Source organism: Adhaeribacter pallidiroseus, assembly GCF_003340495.1.
GTDB classification, from domain to species: Bacteria; Bacteroidota; Bacteroidia; order Cytophagales; family Hymenobacteraceae; genus Adhaeribacter; species Adhaeribacter pallidiroseus.
Genome location: NZ_QASA01000001.1, coordinates 2781589 through 2796804, shown reverse-complemented (window position 1 = coordinate 2796804; position 15216 = coordinate 2781589). Strand labels below are relative to the sequence as shown.

The window sequence follows — 15216 nt, the reverse complement described above, 5'->3', positions numbered from 1 at the left end:
GCAACAAGCACCTTTCTCCAGTATAAATTTAACTTTCCAAGCTGCTAACTTTACACCTCCTACGGAGCAATGGCTGGTTTACCCGGATGGAGCCAGAAATAAAGATTATTATCCAGCATCGCATTCCGGAAATATTGCACATACGCCTCCAGTTCACGGGAATATTGTTTTTTAATAATTTCAGGCTCATTTTTCAATTTACGATACCCGTGTAATTTGTAACGGAGCAATTGAGTTTTACCATTTGGGTGAAGCTCAGTAATATAATCCGGGCGCACCAAGGTGTAAATGCCGTCGCTGTAAATTAAAGCTTGTCCTTTGTTATCCGCATTTAAAACAGACCGGCCAAAGGGTAATAATTTATTGGTGGGTATTTTTAAATAATCCACCAGAGTGGGCATTATATCGGCGTGCTGGGTAACTTTATTATTATGAATGTTCCCTAACGGCTTACCCGGTTTAAAAAACAGCAGTGGTACTTTATGATAGCCTAAACGGTTTTTATAATCTTTGCGGTAAACTTGTTGCGTATGGTCGGCGGTAAGTACAAATAAGGTGTTTGAGTACCAAGGTTCTTGCGCAATTTTTTTAAAAAATTGTTTCAGTGCAAAATCAGTATAAGCAATGGTTTTGTGAATTTTTAAGGGGCCTTTCGGAAAAGTACTTCGGTATTTAGCCGGCAGCGTGTACGGATGGTGCGCGCTTAAGGTAAATACCCCGGTGAGAAAGGGTTGCGGCTGTTGGGTTAATTGTTGAGCGACGTATTGTAAATAAGGTTCATCAAAAATGCCCCAATTACCGTCAAAATCCGCTTCTAATCGATTGGCTGGATATTCATCTAACCCGTAGTAATGCGCAAAACCGGCCAGCTTGGCAAAGGCATTAAAACTCATGGTACCATTAGCGCCGCCGTGATAAAAAGACGTATAGTAACCTTGAGTCTGCAATACAGTGCCAATACCGTAAATTTCATTGCCTTGGTAAGCCGATGCCATAAAAGGATTATCCATCAGCGATGGCAAACCCGACAGAATAGAAGGCAAAGCTTCGATAGAACGGCGGCCATTCGCGTAATTGTTCCGGAAAAACAATCCTTGTGTGGCCAGCGAATCAAAAAAAGGCGTATATCCTTTACCCTGATTCTCCACCCCCGTGTACTCCGAACCAAAACTTTCCAGAATAATGATTACTACATTGTCCCGCACCGGTAAGCTATCTGCTTTAGTTGATTTTAGCGGATCAAAGTGTATGGTTTGCAGCAGTTCTTGCCGGGATTTAAAATAGCGGGCCCGATCGATGGTTCTTTTATTCAGGCTGCGCATAAAAGTAAAAGTACTATTCAGGACCAGGTTGCCAATTACCGGCGGTTCGTAGTTAAAAGCGCTGCTCACCCGAATCGGCTTGTACTGAATGCCTCCCCGGATTAAAATAACCGTGGCCAATGCCAATACTACCACTTGCCAGAATTTACGACGGCCACGCTGCGGCTGGTACGGAAATTTAGTGGGGTAAAGCGTGTATAAGGCAAATATTAAGATTATTAAAATGAGCCAGAGATACCAGTAATGTTGCATTAACTGACCCGCCTGCGCCACGATATCCTGCGTAATAGTGGTTACTTCGTTGGTAGAACGCCGACCAATAAACTTGAAATATTCGGTATCCACTAAGTTTAATAAAATGAACGGTACATTCACCGCGAAGTATAAAATTTTTAAAAATCGTTGGTATTTGTCCTGATGAAGAATACTGGCCGGAGCAAGCGAAAAGAAAATAAAAGGAATATTAATCAGCAAAATGGCGGAGAAATCGAAGCGTAGGCCGTGGTAAAAGGCCAGTAACAATTCCTCATTAGGTATTTGGTTGAAGGTGGGTAAATTAGCCAGCAAAAAAGCCAACCGCAGCAACTGATACATAATCAGCAACAAGGCAAGCCGTTTGAATAGTATTTTTAAAAAAAGATCGAACATTTAAAGTAAACTAGCGTGCAAAATAAAGCCTTTCCAACGGAGCTGGAAAGGCTTTCGCAATAAATAAAATTTAAAAATTTTAATGCACTAATTCCAGAATAGCGGTCGGGTTGGTTAATTTTAAATTCCAGGCATCAGCTACTCCTTTATAAACTACTTTGCCGTTAACTACATTTAAACCTAATCGCAATTCTTCGTTATCGGCGCAGGCTTTTTGCCAGCCTTTATTCGCTAATTGCACGGCGTAAGGCAAGGTAGCATTGGTTAACGCCAGGGTTGAAGTATAAGGCACGGCTCCCGGCATGTTCGCCACACAGTAATGCACCACATCATCAATAATATAAGTGGGATTTTCGTGGGTAGTGGGCTGGCAGGTTTCAATGCAACCACCTTGGTCCACGGCTACGTCCACGAGTACGGTGCCCGGTTTCATTTCCTTTAACATATCGCGGGTAATTAAATGCGGCGCTTTAGCGCCCGGAATTAATACTGCGCCAATAATTAAATCGGCCGTTTTAATGGCTTCGCGAATGTTATATTCATTCGAGTATTGGGTAATCACGTTGGCCGGCATAAAATCGGAAAGCTCGCGTAAACGGGTCAGGTTAATATCCATAATGGTTACCTGGGCTCCCAAACCAGCGGCAATCTTTGCTGCCTGCGTACCTACTACACCACCACCCAATACTAACACATGAGCCGGCTTTACGCCGGGTACGCCTCCTAGTAAAATACCCCGGCCTTTTAAAGGTTTTTCTAAATATTTAGCACCTTCCTGGGGGGCCATTCTGCCGGCTACTTCACTCATCGGAATTAATAAAGGTAAGGAGCGATCTTTGCGTTCTACCGTTTCGTAAGCCAAACAAATAGCCTTTCGGGCAATCATGGCGTGGGTTAATTCTTCGGAGGAAGCAAAGTGAAAATAAGTGAAAATTAATTGTCCTTCCTTAATTAAATTATATTCCCGGGTAATAGGCTCTTTTACCTTAATAATCATATCGGCAATAGCGTAAACTTCTTCGATAGAAGCCAATATCTGCGCGCCGGCTTTCTCGTATTCGCCATCGGTGAAACCACTACCACTGCCTGCGGTACTTTGTACGTAAATAGTATGTTGGTATTTTTTTAACTCAGCAACGCCGGCTGGTGTAAGAGCCACCCGGTTTTCGTTATTTTTAATTTCTTTCGGAACGCCTATTATCATGGTTTCAGTAGGTAGATTTTAACAATCAGGATAGTACTCAAATACAGTTCCAAAGTTAATAAAACTTAACGGGGAAGCGTATAACTCGTTTACAGTTTAATTAATTAAGCTCCTAAAACGCTAATTGGTTCTTTTTTTAAATTTAAGTACCCGTTTACTGTTTTACGAACCTCGACAGTGTTAAATAAAAAAGGCAGTGATAAAATCACTGCCATTAGTCAAAATAAAACTATGAAAAAACTATTTAAACGGAACAGCGGAGCTGTTCTCTTTTAAGATGCTGGTTGTATTTAAACTCTCCACCACTTTTGCCTTTAAAACCAAAGAAGCTTCGGAGGATACAATATCGTTAGAAATGAAACTTACTTGTTCTATTTGTTCTCCTAACACCCGCTGGGTATAAGTTAGTTCCAAATTTTCTTCTTTTCCAGGAGCAATTTTTGTTGTAGCAATTCTATAATTAATACAGTTACAAGGTGCTTTTAATCCTTGAATGATAAGCGGCTGTTTTCCCGTATTTTTTACTTTAAAGTGAGCCACTGCTTTCTGCCCAACTTCTAGTTTACCAAAATCATGATTTGTTTTATTTAAGGTTAACCGGGGCGAATTTGCTTTTTGCGCGGGAGAATACGTTTTTGCTACACTTGCTTTGTCTAAAACAGTGCCTTTAATGAACAAAGCCTGGGTAGTGGTAGCGGCATTGCTAGTTACGGTTATACTTTTGTGAAAGGCGCCGGGCCGGCCCACGCTGTTATAAACCGCTTTTACCATTCCGTTTTTACCCGGTGAAATAGGTTCTTTGGACCAGTCGGGGGTAGTGCAGCCGCAGGAAGGCTGCACATTAGAGATAATAACGGGTTGATCACCGGTATTTTTAAATTTAAATTCGTAAACCGCTGGTTGTCCTTCGAGAAGGTTACCAAAATCGTGCGTTTCCGTCTCAAATTTTAAAATACCTTGCGCCCGAACCGACGGTAATATCAATATAAAGCAAAACCCTAGAAGTAGTAAGTATATCAATTTCATGATTATAGCGCTTTAGTACCGTTTATAAATAAAAGAATAATCACAAATATAGCATTATTACCTAAAAAGTAGAACTACTCATTTTAGAGTCAAACCAGAACCTTCTGGCTTTGGAGCCAGTTAACTCATTTGAATTACGGGTAAATTTTCTGTAATTTTGGATGTTATTTAAAATTTGCCTCTAAAAATAAATGATGATGCAAACTGTGGCACTCGTACAAAAACAAGCTCTCGGCAGAGAGGAAATCCTTCGTGATTACCGCCTGGCTTACGAGAGCCGACAGGCCAGTCTTACCGGCCGAAAGGAGGTTTTTATGGGCAAAGCTAAATTCGGCATTTTTGGCGATGGCAAAGAAGTAGCGCAGTTAGCGATGGCAAAGTATTTCCGGAACGGCGATTTTCGTTCGGGTTATTACCGCGACCAAACGTTTATGTTTGCTGTTGGCGAGTTAACCTTAAAACAGTATTTTGCCCAACTTTACGCACACGCCGATGCTGAAGCAGAACCAGCAACGGCTGGTCGTTGTATGAACGGCCATTTTAGTACCCGCTCCCTGGATGAAGATGGAAATTGGAAAAACTTAATGGAAATTAAAAATTCCAGTGCCGATATCTCGCCCACGGCGGCGCAAATGCCCCGGTTGCTAGGGTTGGCTTACGCTTCTAAATTGTACCGGCTCAACCCTGATCTTCAGGAGTTTACTAACTTCTCGGTAAATGGCAACGAAGTAGCCTTTGGCACCATTGGCAATGCCTCTACGTCGGAGGGCATGTTCTTCGAAGCTTTTAATGCCGCCGGCGTTTTGCAAGTGCCCATGCTTATTTCGGTGTGGGACGATGGTTACGGCATCTCGGTACCTAACGAATACCAAACTACCAAAGGGAATATATCTAAAGTATTAGCGGGTTTCCAACGGGAAAGCCCGGATGAGCCGGGTTACGAAATATTTACGGTAAACGGTTGGGACTACGAAGCTTTATGTAATCTGTATGCTTACGCGGTAGAGTTGTGCCGGGAGCAACACGTGCCCGTTTTAATTCACGTGCAGGAAATGACCCAGCCGCAGGGGCATTCTACCTCTGGCTCCCATGAGCGGTATAAATCTAAAGAACGTTTAACCTGGGAAGAAGAGCATGATTGCTTAAAATGCATGCGCGAGTGGATTCTAGCGAACGAATACGCTACTTCCGAAATGCTGGACCATTTAGAAGCGGAAGGTCGGGAAACCGTGCGGCAAGCGCGTTTAGCGGCTTGGAATGATTACATTGGCGGCGTAAAAGCCGACCACAATGAAGCGCAGCAACTGCTAGAGCGGTTAGCCTTGGAAACAGGTAATGATCACGCTAATCAAATCTCTAGCATTGCGGAAGAACTGCGCAAAAATACTATACCTAATCGGTATGATGCCATAAAAGGCGTTAAAAGAGCTTTACGTTACGTTAGAAACGAAAAATCTATAAGTAAACGGGAACTATTAGGCTGGCTGGAACGGGTTATTGGCGAAAATGCGGAGCGTTATAATACTTATTTAATTAGCCAGTCCAGAGAATCACCCTTATTGGTTGAAGAAGTGAAGCCGATTTTTGATGAGAATAGCCCCTTAGTCGATGGCCGGGAGGTATTACGGGCTTGCTTTGCGGCCGCTTTAGCCCGCGACCCCCGTTTGTTTGCTATTGGCGAAGATGTCGGGAAAATTGGGGATGTTAATCAGGCCTTTGCGGGTTTACAAGATAAATTTGGGGAACTGCGCGTAACCGATACCGGTATCCGGGAATGTACCATAGTGGGGCAGGGTATAGGAGCTGCTCTTCGGGGACTACGACCAATTGCCGAAATTCAGTATTTGGATTATCTGATTTACGCCATTCAAACTTTATCCGACGATTTAGCTTGTTTGCATTACCGCACCAAGGGTGGTCAGAAAGCCCCGGTTATCATCCGGACGCGCGGTCATCGCCTGGAAGGGGTATGGCATTCTGGCTCGCCCATCGGCATGGTATTAAGTACTTTGCGTGGTATGCACGTATTGGTTCCGCGCAACATGACCCAAGCCGCTGGTTTTTATAATACCTTATTAAAATCCGACGACCCTGCCCTGATTATTGAAAGTTTAAACGGTTACCGTTTAAAAGAACGAATGCCAACTAATATTGGGGATATTACCGTTCCCTTAGGAGTTCCGGAGATTTTACGTTCTGGGGAGCACGTTACCGTTGTTACTTATGGCTCTATGTGCCGGTTGGTGATGGAAGCTGCGCAACAGTTAGCCGAGTTTAATATTTCGGTAGAAGTGATTGATGTGCAGACTTTACTGCCCTTCGATATTCCAAGTATGATTCTGGATTCGGTGAAAAAAACCAATAAAATTATTTTTGCGGATGAAGATGTTCCGGGTGGAGGTACTGCTTTTATGATGCAAAAAGTAATTGATGAGCAAGGCGCCTACCAATGGCTGGATGCGCAACCAAGGGCCATTTCGGCCCAGGAACACCGGCCTTCTTACTCTTCGGACGGGGATTATTTTTCTAAGCCCAACGTAGAAGATATTTTTGATGCCGTGTACGAAATCATGCATGAAGCCGATCCGGAAACTTACCCGGCTATTTATTAAAAAAGCAATCAAGCTTTTACGTCCTTTCCTATTTTTTTAATTTTTTGCATTTGCTAGCTATGAAGAAGATATTTAAGTTATCTTCCTAATAGCTATAGCTATATCCGTCACGATAGGCGGTACTGCTATCTGCAGTTGATTATTGCAAGAGGATTGCAACGTTTTTTGAGTTAATAATTCTCCTGCCAGCGTTTTCCAGAAATACACCTGATATGGGCCCGCTTGTAAGCCCGGTATTATAATGGTTGGGGTTATAGCCGGAGCCAGTTTGTCTACTAACTTCTTTTTATCGCGTTTATCCTGGCGCAATAACCAAACAATGGCTTGTTTATCGTCGGCACAACAAAAGCCCGCGAAAGCCGGGGAAGATATTTTTAATTCCTGGTTCAGGTTTATGCGTTGAAATTGAGACCAATCTAAGATTTGAACAAAATTAGCTAAACTGGCTTGAGCCAATCGCATACCGGGCGTGAGTACATGGGGGTGCCGGTTGGGCCAACGCATGCCACCGCCCGCGGCTCCCGAGGCTAGGTGCGCCCATTGAATATGCCGGAAGTATTCATCGTCAAATTCATCGGGTAAGGTTTTACGCAAATCTTTAAAACTGTGAATAGGACCGTGCTCACTATCGAAAAAAGGCTTGGGCGGTTGCAAATGTTCCAAGGCTTCCCGCACTAAAGTACCCGTGCAAATGGCCGGATTTACCGTGTCTTTCGGGTGATTAATAGTTTTGGCATCGTAAAAATGCGTAGTAGCAAAATCGAGTTCCGGGTGGCGAAATATAACATCGGCTACCACCGGGTGCTCGTATAAAACCGGACCAAACAAAGATACCGTTTGCAGGTGGGTACGGCCGTACAATCGCATTTCTACCTCGCGCAAGTGGCTGCTTATTTCGCCCACAAACTGATGAAAAACTTCGGGGTTATTTTCGGCGTGCGCCGGATGAATTTCGTTCCACAAATCCCAGGCGAAAAGGGCACCGCTGTGGCCCCACCTTTCGGTGGCAAAGGTTAAGCGGTTTTTAATAGCTTGTAATGTATCCGGGCACAACAGCCACCGGGAACGTTTGGCACAGGGTCCGCCGTTTACCCGGTTATAAGGATGATGTTTCCACCGGATCCACATCCAGAAAGTATCATAAGGAGTTAGCAATATACGAAGGCCATACTGCTCGCAGAGCGCAAATAAATCGTCCCATAGTTTAATCATGTTGGGCTGAAATTTACCGGCTGGTTTTTCGATGTACCGGTTTTCGGTTTGCGCATATTCCAGCATAAACCGGAGGCAGGTTACTCCATTTTCTACGAGGTAAGCCAGATGTTTTTCCACCCCAGTATAATCTTTCCGCCGGAACAAACCCGCAAACTCCGGCCAGGTAACTGCATCGTTCTGACCGATCGGGGTCCAGCTTTCGCCTTCTTCCGTAATAAAATAGGGTGCCTCGGAAGCCACTTGAATCCAGGGTAGCGTCGCCAGATTTTCTGTGGTGCTACGTTTTACTTGATAATCTAACATGGTAAAAATAGAGTCCACCAGCTTATCTGATTGCCAGGAACTGGTAACTGGTTACCTGATCTTTTTAGAAAATATTATGGCGCTATACACTGGTCGGAGAAAGGCAAAATGCCGTTTCGGTAACCGGAAAGTGGTTGAAAATTTAAAAAAAGGGATTTTACTTTTAAGAGGTCAGGGTCCGGTTTTTATGCGTTATTTTTACTTTTACCGCTTCTGACCAGTTTTGCCCCGTGGCGGATAAATACTCGGAGCTGTTCCAGGAATGAACATTTTTAGGGTTAGATGTGTCCGGTTCGCAGAGGTAAATTTCGTGGGCTGGTCGTTGGGTTACTTTTAAACCACAAGAGCGCAGCATGGCTTCTATTCCGGTGTGGTTAGGCGCCCACCAATTCGTAACATCGCCCGCCAGCCGGTTTTCGATGAAAGCCATTTTGGGCCAGCCATCTTGCTGCATTTTTTCGCGGTCGTTAAAATCTAAATCAAAAGGTACTTCGGCTACTTCTTCGCCTGGCATGGTTAAGGTTTGAAAAATCATTAACTTTTTTAATTTTTGGGAAAGAATATCCAGAGAAAGCAAAGGATAACGTAAATGGTACAAAACGCCCATGTACCAGATTAAATCAAAACTTTGATTTAACTGAGCCACATCATACACCTGCATTTGCCGGAATTCTATTTGCTGACTCAGATTAAATTGTTGGGCCACCCAAGCGGCTTGTCTTAAATAATGCGGATCAATATCAATGGCCAATACCTGGGCACCGCGCTTTGCTAATTCAATAGTATAATAACCAGCGTTACAACCTACATCCAGCACCTTCCAACCGCTCAAATCTTCGGGAATAGACGGAGCTATATCGCGCCACTTAAAAGCCGGAAAATCGCCTAGGGAATGATGGGGAGCCGTTTGCGTTCCATCGGGTAAATGGATATTATGAAACCAGGGTCTTAGTTGTTCAATTTCCTGCTGTAAGGTGCTCATGAATATAAAATTGTAAATTTTCTGCCTTGGTATACCAACTGGCGCTAAATTATGTTGTGACTCTAACGCTATTTATAAGATGTAAAAATCAAGTTTATGGATTGACACTTTAGAAATAGCTTAACGGCCTTAATTTTAAATTTTAGCTTTTTCAGGAACATGCGGGCATGTACAAGACAATTTGCCAGTCATTATCCTAAATTGTAATTTTTAAAAGCCGGCAAAGTAAATAAAATTTAAAAAAACCGAACCGGCCCCTACTTGCTTAAACTAAAATTTTATACTCGCGGATGTATTGCTCTACTTCCAACGCCCGGTGAGCGGCGGTGTGTTGCACCAAAACTTTTTGCCGCGCTTTTTCGCTGATGGCTTGTCTTTCTGTTTCGGAAATTTCTTGCAAGAACCGCAACGTATCGGTAGCCGAGTAAGCCACTAAAATCTCCGAGTCGAATGTAAAAATAGAATCCAGACCATCCCAAAAATCGCTGATAATAGGCGTACCGCAAGCGGCGGCTTCGAACAAGCGAACGCTAGGCGAATAACCTGCTTTGATCATATCCAAGCGGGTGATATTTTGTGTAAACCGCTGGCTGTTATAAAATTGCCGGTGCTCGGCCGGTGGTAAATGATGAATATACTGTGTGTTGTTGGGCCATTGAATAGATTCGGGATATTGCGGACCGGCTACTACAAATTTACCCTGCGGCCATTGGCGGGCCGCATCCAGCATGAGTTTTTCGAGAGGTGGTTGGCGATCGTCGCTGTAAGTTCCTAAATAGCCTAAATCCCATTTCAATTCTTGTTGCTCCGGATAATACAGTTCCGGATCGAAAGAACAATACAACGGCCGGGCTTTCGGTGATCCGTATTTTTGTTCGAGTAAGTCTAAGGTTGGTCCACCCGTAAACGACAGGTATAAATCGTATTGCGGAATCAGATTGGGATGCAGGTATTCGTAATCTTCCCGCTCCAGTTTAGCCAAAGTTACGGGTGTATCAATGTCGTAAAAAGCTTTTATGCCCTGAGCGGTTTTAATTACCCATTGTCCTACCGCTACGCCTTCCGGAACGTAAGAGCCCACCATTACAAAGTCAGCCTCGCGCACCTGCTCCGTAAATTGGGTTTGTAAATCCGATAAAGAAGTATACAATTGCGTATCGCAGTAGCCCGGATTAGGTAAATCGCGACTGGTGGCGTACCACGGCACATCCCGTTCTAAAAACAATACCTGATGTCCGCGGTTAGCTAATTCTCGCACCAATCCCCGAAAAGTGGTGGCGTGACCGTTGCCCCACGATGACGTAATAGATAAACCCAGAATAACGATGTTCAACGATTCCCGCTTCATACCAACTCCCCGGCGTTTTTTAAAATTTTGCTGAAAAGCAACTGTTCTAACTGGTCGGCCCGATGGTCGTAGGTGTGCGCCGCTAATACTTTTTTAAAGGCAGCTTCGCCAATGACTTGAGCTTTTTCGGGAGTTAAGCCGGCCATTATTTGCGCCACTTCGTCCCCATCCTGGGCTACTAATATTTCGGTATCTGGTTCAAAGAAAAAATCAATGCCTTCCCAATAATCCGTAATAATGCAAGCCGCGGCTCCGGCCGCTTCAAAAACCCGGGTAGCGGGAGAGAAGCCGTAACGAGCCATACTTTCGCGGCTAATATTTAAAACCGCTTTGGGCGTGCAGTTAAAAGCGTTATGGTCCTGGGTAAAAACGTGGCCAATGTATTTTACATTCGAACTCATCGGTTTATCGCCCCAACCACTGCCGCCAATCATAAAGCTTTGTTCCGGACATTTAGCGGCTACGTTTAAAAAGAATTGTTCCACCCGGGCTTCCCGGTCGGGCAAACGATTACCCAGGAAAGCTAAATCGCAGGCAAACTTGGGGTTGGGCTCCACCGGGAAATGCGTGGCCGTATCCAGTGCATTATAAATGGGTACGCACTGCTTTGCCCCCAATGCCGCGTAAGCTTGGATCACCGGTTCGCCGCCGCCGTAGGTTAAAATCATATCGTACTGCGGAATGTGCGCCCGGAAAGGATCTTCTGGATTGTGTTGGACGCGATCCAGGGTAGCGGGCGCATCTACGTCCCAGAAAATAATGGTGCGGTCGGGCGTTTGCAGTTTCAAAACTTCGGCTTCCAATAGTTCATCAAAAACCCCAACGCCACTGGCTTTTACCACAATATCCGCGTGGGTGGCATCCAAAAGTACTTGATGAACGGCTTCTTCGGCAGCAGGGTAAACGACTACTTTGGCCCAGTCGGGATCGGCCATGTCGCGGTTTTCCTGGCGTTGGTAAGCATCTGGCTCATAAAAAGTAACCTGGTGGCCGCGCTGGTGTAACGCCCGGACAATACCACGGTAATACGTGGCCGCTCCGTTCCAATAAGCCGATACTAAGCTCGATCCAAAAAACGCTATTTTTAAATTTTTTTTATTTTGCATGTAAGTTTTGTTCTTTTTTGTTCCTGTAAATTTTTGCCGGATTAATGCCCAACTCCCCGCAGATATTTTCTAACTCCGTAACCCGGTGGGCGCAGGTATGCCGTTGATTGATGGTTTTTAAACCATGGGCAGCTAATTCATCTACTTTGCTTTGGTTACTAAGTACTGTTTGTAAATGCATCTTCATTTCGGCACCGTTTTTCGCAACCAGAAAATCCTGACCCGGCGTAAATAAATTTTCGGCATCTTCCCAGGGGGCGGTAATTAAAGGAATGCCGCAACTGAGCGCTTCAAAAGGCCGAATGGTAGGTATACCGGGTAAGGCTACCACGTAAGGCCGGCGCGGCACGTGTACGGTAACCTTGTATTTAGCAAATTCTTCCGGGGCTTTGTAATTGGGCAACCAACCGCCGTATTCAATACCAGCGTCCGCCAAAGATTTTAAAGCGTGCTCCGGGTATCGGACGCCGTAAATTTTAGCTTTTAAACCTAGTTCTTTTACCGGATTTATTAAAAATTCGTGCAGTTCCGCGGTCCGTTCCTCGTCGCCCCAATTACCGATCCACACCAAGTCGCCGGCAATTTCGGTTTTGGTACGCGGGTAAAATACCGAATCATCGGCGGCTTCGTGCCAGGTCCAGGCTTTTTGGGTCCATTTTTCCTGCAGGTAGATATTTTTAATCACTTCCCCAAAGGCTAATACGCCATCGTAGTGCGCTAAATCATAAGTGGCCATGCTGCTTTTTTCGGTTACGGCGCGGTGATGCGTATCGTGGAAAAGCAGTTTGTAGTTATTTTGTAAGCGATGTTCGCCCAGGCGTTTTACTAATTCATGATCGTTCCATTCGTGCACTAAAACCAGATCAGCGCCCTGCAGAACAGTATCCAGATTTAGTGAGCTTAGGTTATAAAAGTTTGTTTGCAGCCCTGGATAGTATTGTTGTAACTCTTTTACCTTTTCCGGTCCGTATTCACTAATCAAGTTTTGTAAACTCCAGGCGTTTTCGGGTTCAAAAACATGTACTTCATGATTTCTTACTTTCAGTTCCTGCACAATGCCCCTTAAAAAATGCGCATTGCCGTGGTTCCAGTCGGAGAGAAGCGAATGATAAAAAAGAACTATTTTCATTATTAGGTTAATTAAGGCGCTAAATAAGATTAAAATCCGGTAATAGTTGCTGATACAAGTCCGCGTACTCCAAGGCCATTTGTTCGGCGCTGTATTGCTGCGCTACGTTTAATGCCCGGTAGCTAAAGATATTTCGGATAAACTCATCGTTGATTAGTTTCGTTAGGGTAGTTTTTAATTGTTCGGCATCCGTTGGATTCACGTAAGTGGCGGTATGTTGCCAGATTTCTTTTTGACTGGGGATACTGCCTAGGACTAAAGCACAACCCGATAGACCAGCTTCCAAAGCCGACAAGCCAAAAGGCTCGTACTTGACCGGTAGGGCAAAAATGGAAGCCCGGCTCAAATAATTTGAAATTTCTAAAGGATCAAGATGCCCCAGAAACTGAACATTTTTAAAATTTAAAATTTCGGCGGTAACCGGGTGCTGGGCATTACCGGCAATTAATACCGGCCAGCTTAAATCGGCGGCAACTTCGGCGAGTAGTTGTACATTTTTGGCCTCGTCCCATAACCGGCCCATGCTAAAGATAAAGGGTTCTTTCGAGGCATAATGGAACGAACTTAAATCGCGGCCATTATGAATAACCAAGTGATTGTAAAAAGGACCGTACAAGGTTTCGGCTTCTTCCAGCATGGCCAGAGTAGGAGCCACTACTACCTGGGCGGCTCTTAAACTTTGGGTTACCCGGTTTCGGTATTCTTGCCAATTGTTGGGGGCGGCTTCTTTTTTAACGCCCTGCCACCACGATTGCACACAAGAATGCACTACCAGCACTACCGGTTTTCCCCAGGCCAGGTTCCCGTGTACCAGGTTGTTTAAATGAATTAGATCGGGGGCGAAATCTTGGTTTACTTGCAGCAGCCAATTGCCAGCCGCATCTACTTCTTCCCAAGGACTTTCCATCCACTCGAGTTTGTAATTACTTTCGTAGAGCTTTACGTGAGGAAGGGCTTTTACTTGTTGGTGTTGCAGCGGTGTTAATAATGCCCCCATGGTTGCCAGTGCCACTTGTGTGCCGTAGGGTGCCAGTGCTTTAATGAGATCAATGGCGTACGTCCAGACTCCCCCCAAAGTATCGGCAGTTAGCAGAATTTTAAGCGGTTTGCTGGCTTCCGTCATGAATTATCTTTTGTAAATTTTATCCAGCGCCGCCGCTACTTTTACATATTCCTCGGCTTCCGGATTAAATTTTTCGCCGGCAGCTACCCGGTTCGCCCAAACTACTCCCGCCCGGCCCGACCAATCGTCTGGAGAAGAAAAAAGTGTTTCGGTACGGGTGCCGTAATACCGTTCGGCTGTAAAATTATAAAAAGAACCGCTCGTATTTTTAAAGGCTACACCGCCGTTGGTTCCGTAAAATACAGCACTGATAATGGCCTCCTGACCAGCGGGTAAATTCCAGGAACAGGTAAGCTGTAGGTGCGTACCGGTTTGTAATTGAATGCTGGCGGTAGCGTAGTCTTCTACCTGGTTTGGGGTAGCGGTTAAGGGCTGGCCTTTACTAAACAAACTACTGGTAACCGTTTCTACTTCTGGAAATTGTAAACACCATAAAGCTAAATCCACGAGGTGCACGCCCAGATCAATCACGCAACCTCCGCCGGATAAGGCAGGGTCGTAAAACCAAGGTTTATCCGGGCCGTAGGCATTGTGAAATATTAATTCTACGCCGTAAATAGTACCTAGCTCGCCGGATTGAATAACCCGATACACTTCCTGCATGGCCAGAATATACCGGTAAGATAAATCGACTCCCAGTAGTTTATCCGCCGAGCGGGCAGCTTCCACTACTGCTTTGGTTTCGGTTTGATTCCGGCCGAGTGGTTTTTGGCAGAAAACGGCTTTGCCGGCGTTTAAAGCCGCTATAGCTTGTTCTGCGTGTAAAGCGCTGGGTGTAGCAATTACAATCCCGTCTACTCCGGAGGCTAACATTTCGGGCAGAGAAGCTGCTGTTTGGGCTTGGGTAGCCATTTTTAAAGCATCGGCCACATTATTAGCCGCCGGATCAGACAAGTAAACTACTTCGCCCGCCTGGTGTTTCGCTATTGCTTCCAGGCGGTTCCGGCCAATCCAACCTACTCCCAGAAAACCTAATTTTGGAAGTTGATTAGTAACCGGTTCATCTGGTTTTAAGCTTTTATCTCTAATAGAATCTGGTTGCATGTTTTCGTATAATTCCTTACAAAAGCTTCGCCTTATCACACCGGAGCAAAAAGACTTCGGTCCTGAAAACAGTTAGCAGTAGTAAATGACGGCTCCCCAATATTTCCACTACAGCAGGTCGCTAAAAACTACAGGTAAAAAGGCATTTGTAAGC

The 15216-nt window shown here is 44.8% G+C and carries 11 protein-coding genes; 1 reads left to right on the top strand and 10 read right to left on the bottom strand.

What is annotated here, in order from left to right:
- Positions 1 to 59: 59 nt before the first annotated feature.
- The 3 genes from AHMF7616_RS11135 to AHMF7616_RS11125 form a co-directional block, all read right to left on the bottom strand.
- Positions 60 to 1970, bottom strand: coding sequence for an LTA synthase family protein (locus tag AHMF7616_RS11135; protein ID WP_115372949.1), 1911 nt, complete (start codon positions 1968 to 1970; stop codon positions 60 to 62).
- Positions 1971 to 2049: 79 nt separating this feature from the next.
- The gene (gene ald / locus AHMF7616_RS11130) at positions 2050 to 3174 is read right to left on the bottom strand and encodes an alanine dehydrogenase (RefSeq protein WP_115372948.1); all 1125 of its coding nucleotides are present in this window, start codon (positions 3172 to 3174) and stop codon (positions 2050 to 2052) included.
- Positions 3175 to 3414: 240 nt separating this feature from the next.
- On the bottom strand, positions 3415 to 4200 hold the full coding sequence (locus AHMF7616_RS11125; protein ID WP_115372947.1) for a DUF1573 domain-containing protein: 786 nt from the start codon (positions 4198 to 4200) through the stop codon (positions 3415 to 3417).
- 197 nt (positions 4201 to 4397) lie between these two features.
- Here AHMF7616_RS11125 and AHMF7616_RS11120 point away from each other — a divergent pair, with 197 nt between their 5' ends.
- The gene (locus AHMF7616_RS11120; RefSeq protein WP_115375565.1) at positions 4398 to 6812 is read left to right on the top strand and encodes an alpha-ketoacid dehydrogenase subunit alpha/beta; all 2415 of its coding nucleotides are present in this window, start codon (positions 4398 to 4400) and stop codon (positions 6810 to 6812) included.
- 72 nt (positions 6813 to 6884) lie between these two features.
- Here the strand turns inward: AHMF7616_RS11120 and AHMF7616_RS11115 are convergent, their stop codons facing one another.
- The 7 genes from AHMF7616_RS11115 to AHMF7616_RS11085 all read right to left on the bottom strand — a co-directional run bounded on the left by AHMF7616_RS11115 (position 6885) and on the right by AHMF7616_RS11085 (position 15062).
- On the bottom strand, positions 6885 to 8330 hold the full coding sequence (locus AHMF7616_RS11115) for a glycoside hydrolase 5 family protein (protein ID WP_199474180.1): 1446 nt from the start codon (positions 8328 to 8330) through the stop codon (positions 6885 to 6887).
- 163 nt (positions 8331 to 8493) lie between these two features.
- Positions 8494 to 9312: a TIGR04290 family methyltransferase gene (locus tag AHMF7616_RS11110; protein WP_115372946.1), complete on the bottom strand. Its 819-nt coding sequence runs from the start codon at positions 9310 to 9312 to the stop codon at positions 8494 to 8496.
- Between the two features lie 265 nt (positions 9313 to 9577).
- Positions 9578 to 10660: a CgeB family protein gene (locus AHMF7616_RS11105; RefSeq protein ID WP_233507485.1), complete on the bottom strand. Its 1083-nt coding sequence runs from the start codon at positions 10658 to 10660 to the stop codon at positions 9578 to 9580.
- The gene (locus AHMF7616_RS11100; RefSeq protein ID WP_115372945.1) at positions 10657 to 11766 is read right to left on the bottom strand and encodes a CgeB family protein; all 1110 of its coding nucleotides are present in this window, start codon (positions 11764 to 11766) and stop codon (positions 10657 to 10659) included. The genes AHMF7616_RS11105 and AHMF7616_RS11100 overlap by 4 nt, the downstream gene beginning before the upstream one ends.
- Positions 11756 to 12895: a CgeB family protein gene (locus AHMF7616_RS11095; RefSeq protein ID WP_115372944.1), complete on the bottom strand. Its 1140-nt coding sequence runs from the start codon at positions 12893 to 12895 to the stop codon at positions 11756 to 11758. The genes AHMF7616_RS11100 and AHMF7616_RS11095 overlap by 11 nt, the downstream gene beginning before the upstream one ends.
- 19 nt (positions 12896 to 12914) lie before the next feature.
- Complete coding sequence (locus AHMF7616_RS11090; protein ID WP_115372943.1) at positions 12915 to 14018, bottom strand: glycosyltransferase family 4 protein; 1104 nt, start codon at positions 14016 to 14018, stop codon at positions 12915 to 12917.
- 3 nt (positions 14019 to 14021) lie between these two features.
- The gene (locus AHMF7616_RS11085) at positions 14022 to 15062 is read right to left on the bottom strand and encodes a Gfo/Idh/MocA family protein (protein WP_115372942.1); all 1041 of its coding nucleotides are present in this window, start codon (positions 15060 to 15062) and stop codon (positions 14022 to 14024) included.
- Between the last annotated feature and the right edge of the window lie 154 nt (positions 15063 to 15216).

Excerpts from the sequence above, each read along its gene's own strand:
- AHMF7616_RS11135 (WP_115372949.1), bottom strand. The coding sequence starts at position 1,970 with ATGTTCGATCTTTTTTTAAAAATACTATTCAAACGGCTTGCCTTGTTG.
- AHMF7616_RS11115 (WP_199474180.1), bottom strand. The coding sequence starts at position 8,330 with ATGTTAGATTATCAAGTAAAACGTAGCACCACAGAAAATCTGGCGACG.
- AHMF7616_RS11100 (WP_115372945.1), bottom strand. The coding sequence starts at position 11,766 with ATGCAAAATAAAAAAAATTTAAAAATAGCGTTTTTTGGATCGAGCTTA.
- AHMF7616_RS11085 (WP_115372942.1), bottom strand. The coding sequence starts at position 15,062 with ATGCAACCAGATTCTATTAGAGATAAAAGCTTAAAACCAGATGAACCG.
- AHMF7616_RS11110 (WP_115372946.1), bottom strand. The coding sequence starts at position 9,312 with ATGAGCACCTTACAGCAGGAAATTGAACAACTAAGACCCTGGTTTCAT.
- AHMF7616_RS11090 (WP_115372943.1), bottom strand. The coding sequence starts at position 14,018 with ATGACGGAAGCCAGCAAACCGCTTAAAATTCTGCTAACTGCCGATACT.
- AHMF7616_RS11125 (WP_115372947.1), bottom strand. The coding sequence starts at position 4,200 with ATGAAATTGATATACTTACTACTTCTAGGGTTTTGCTTTATATTGATA.
- AHMF7616_RS11095 (WP_115372944.1), bottom strand. The coding sequence starts at position 12,895 with ATGAAAATAGTTCTTTTTTATCATTCGCTTCTCTCCGACTGGAACCAC.
- AHMF7616_RS11120 (WP_115375565.1), top strand. The coding sequence starts at position 4,398 with ATGCAAACTGTGGCACTCGTACAAAAACAAGCTCTCGGCAGAGAGGAA.
- ald (WP_115372948.1), bottom strand. The coding sequence starts at position 3,174 with ATGATAATAGGCGTTCCGAAAGAAATTAAAAATAACGAAAACCGGGTG.
- AHMF7616_RS11105 (WP_233507485.1), bottom strand. The coding sequence starts at position 10,660 with ATGAAGCGGGAATCGTTGAACATCGTTATTCTGGGTTTATCTATTACG.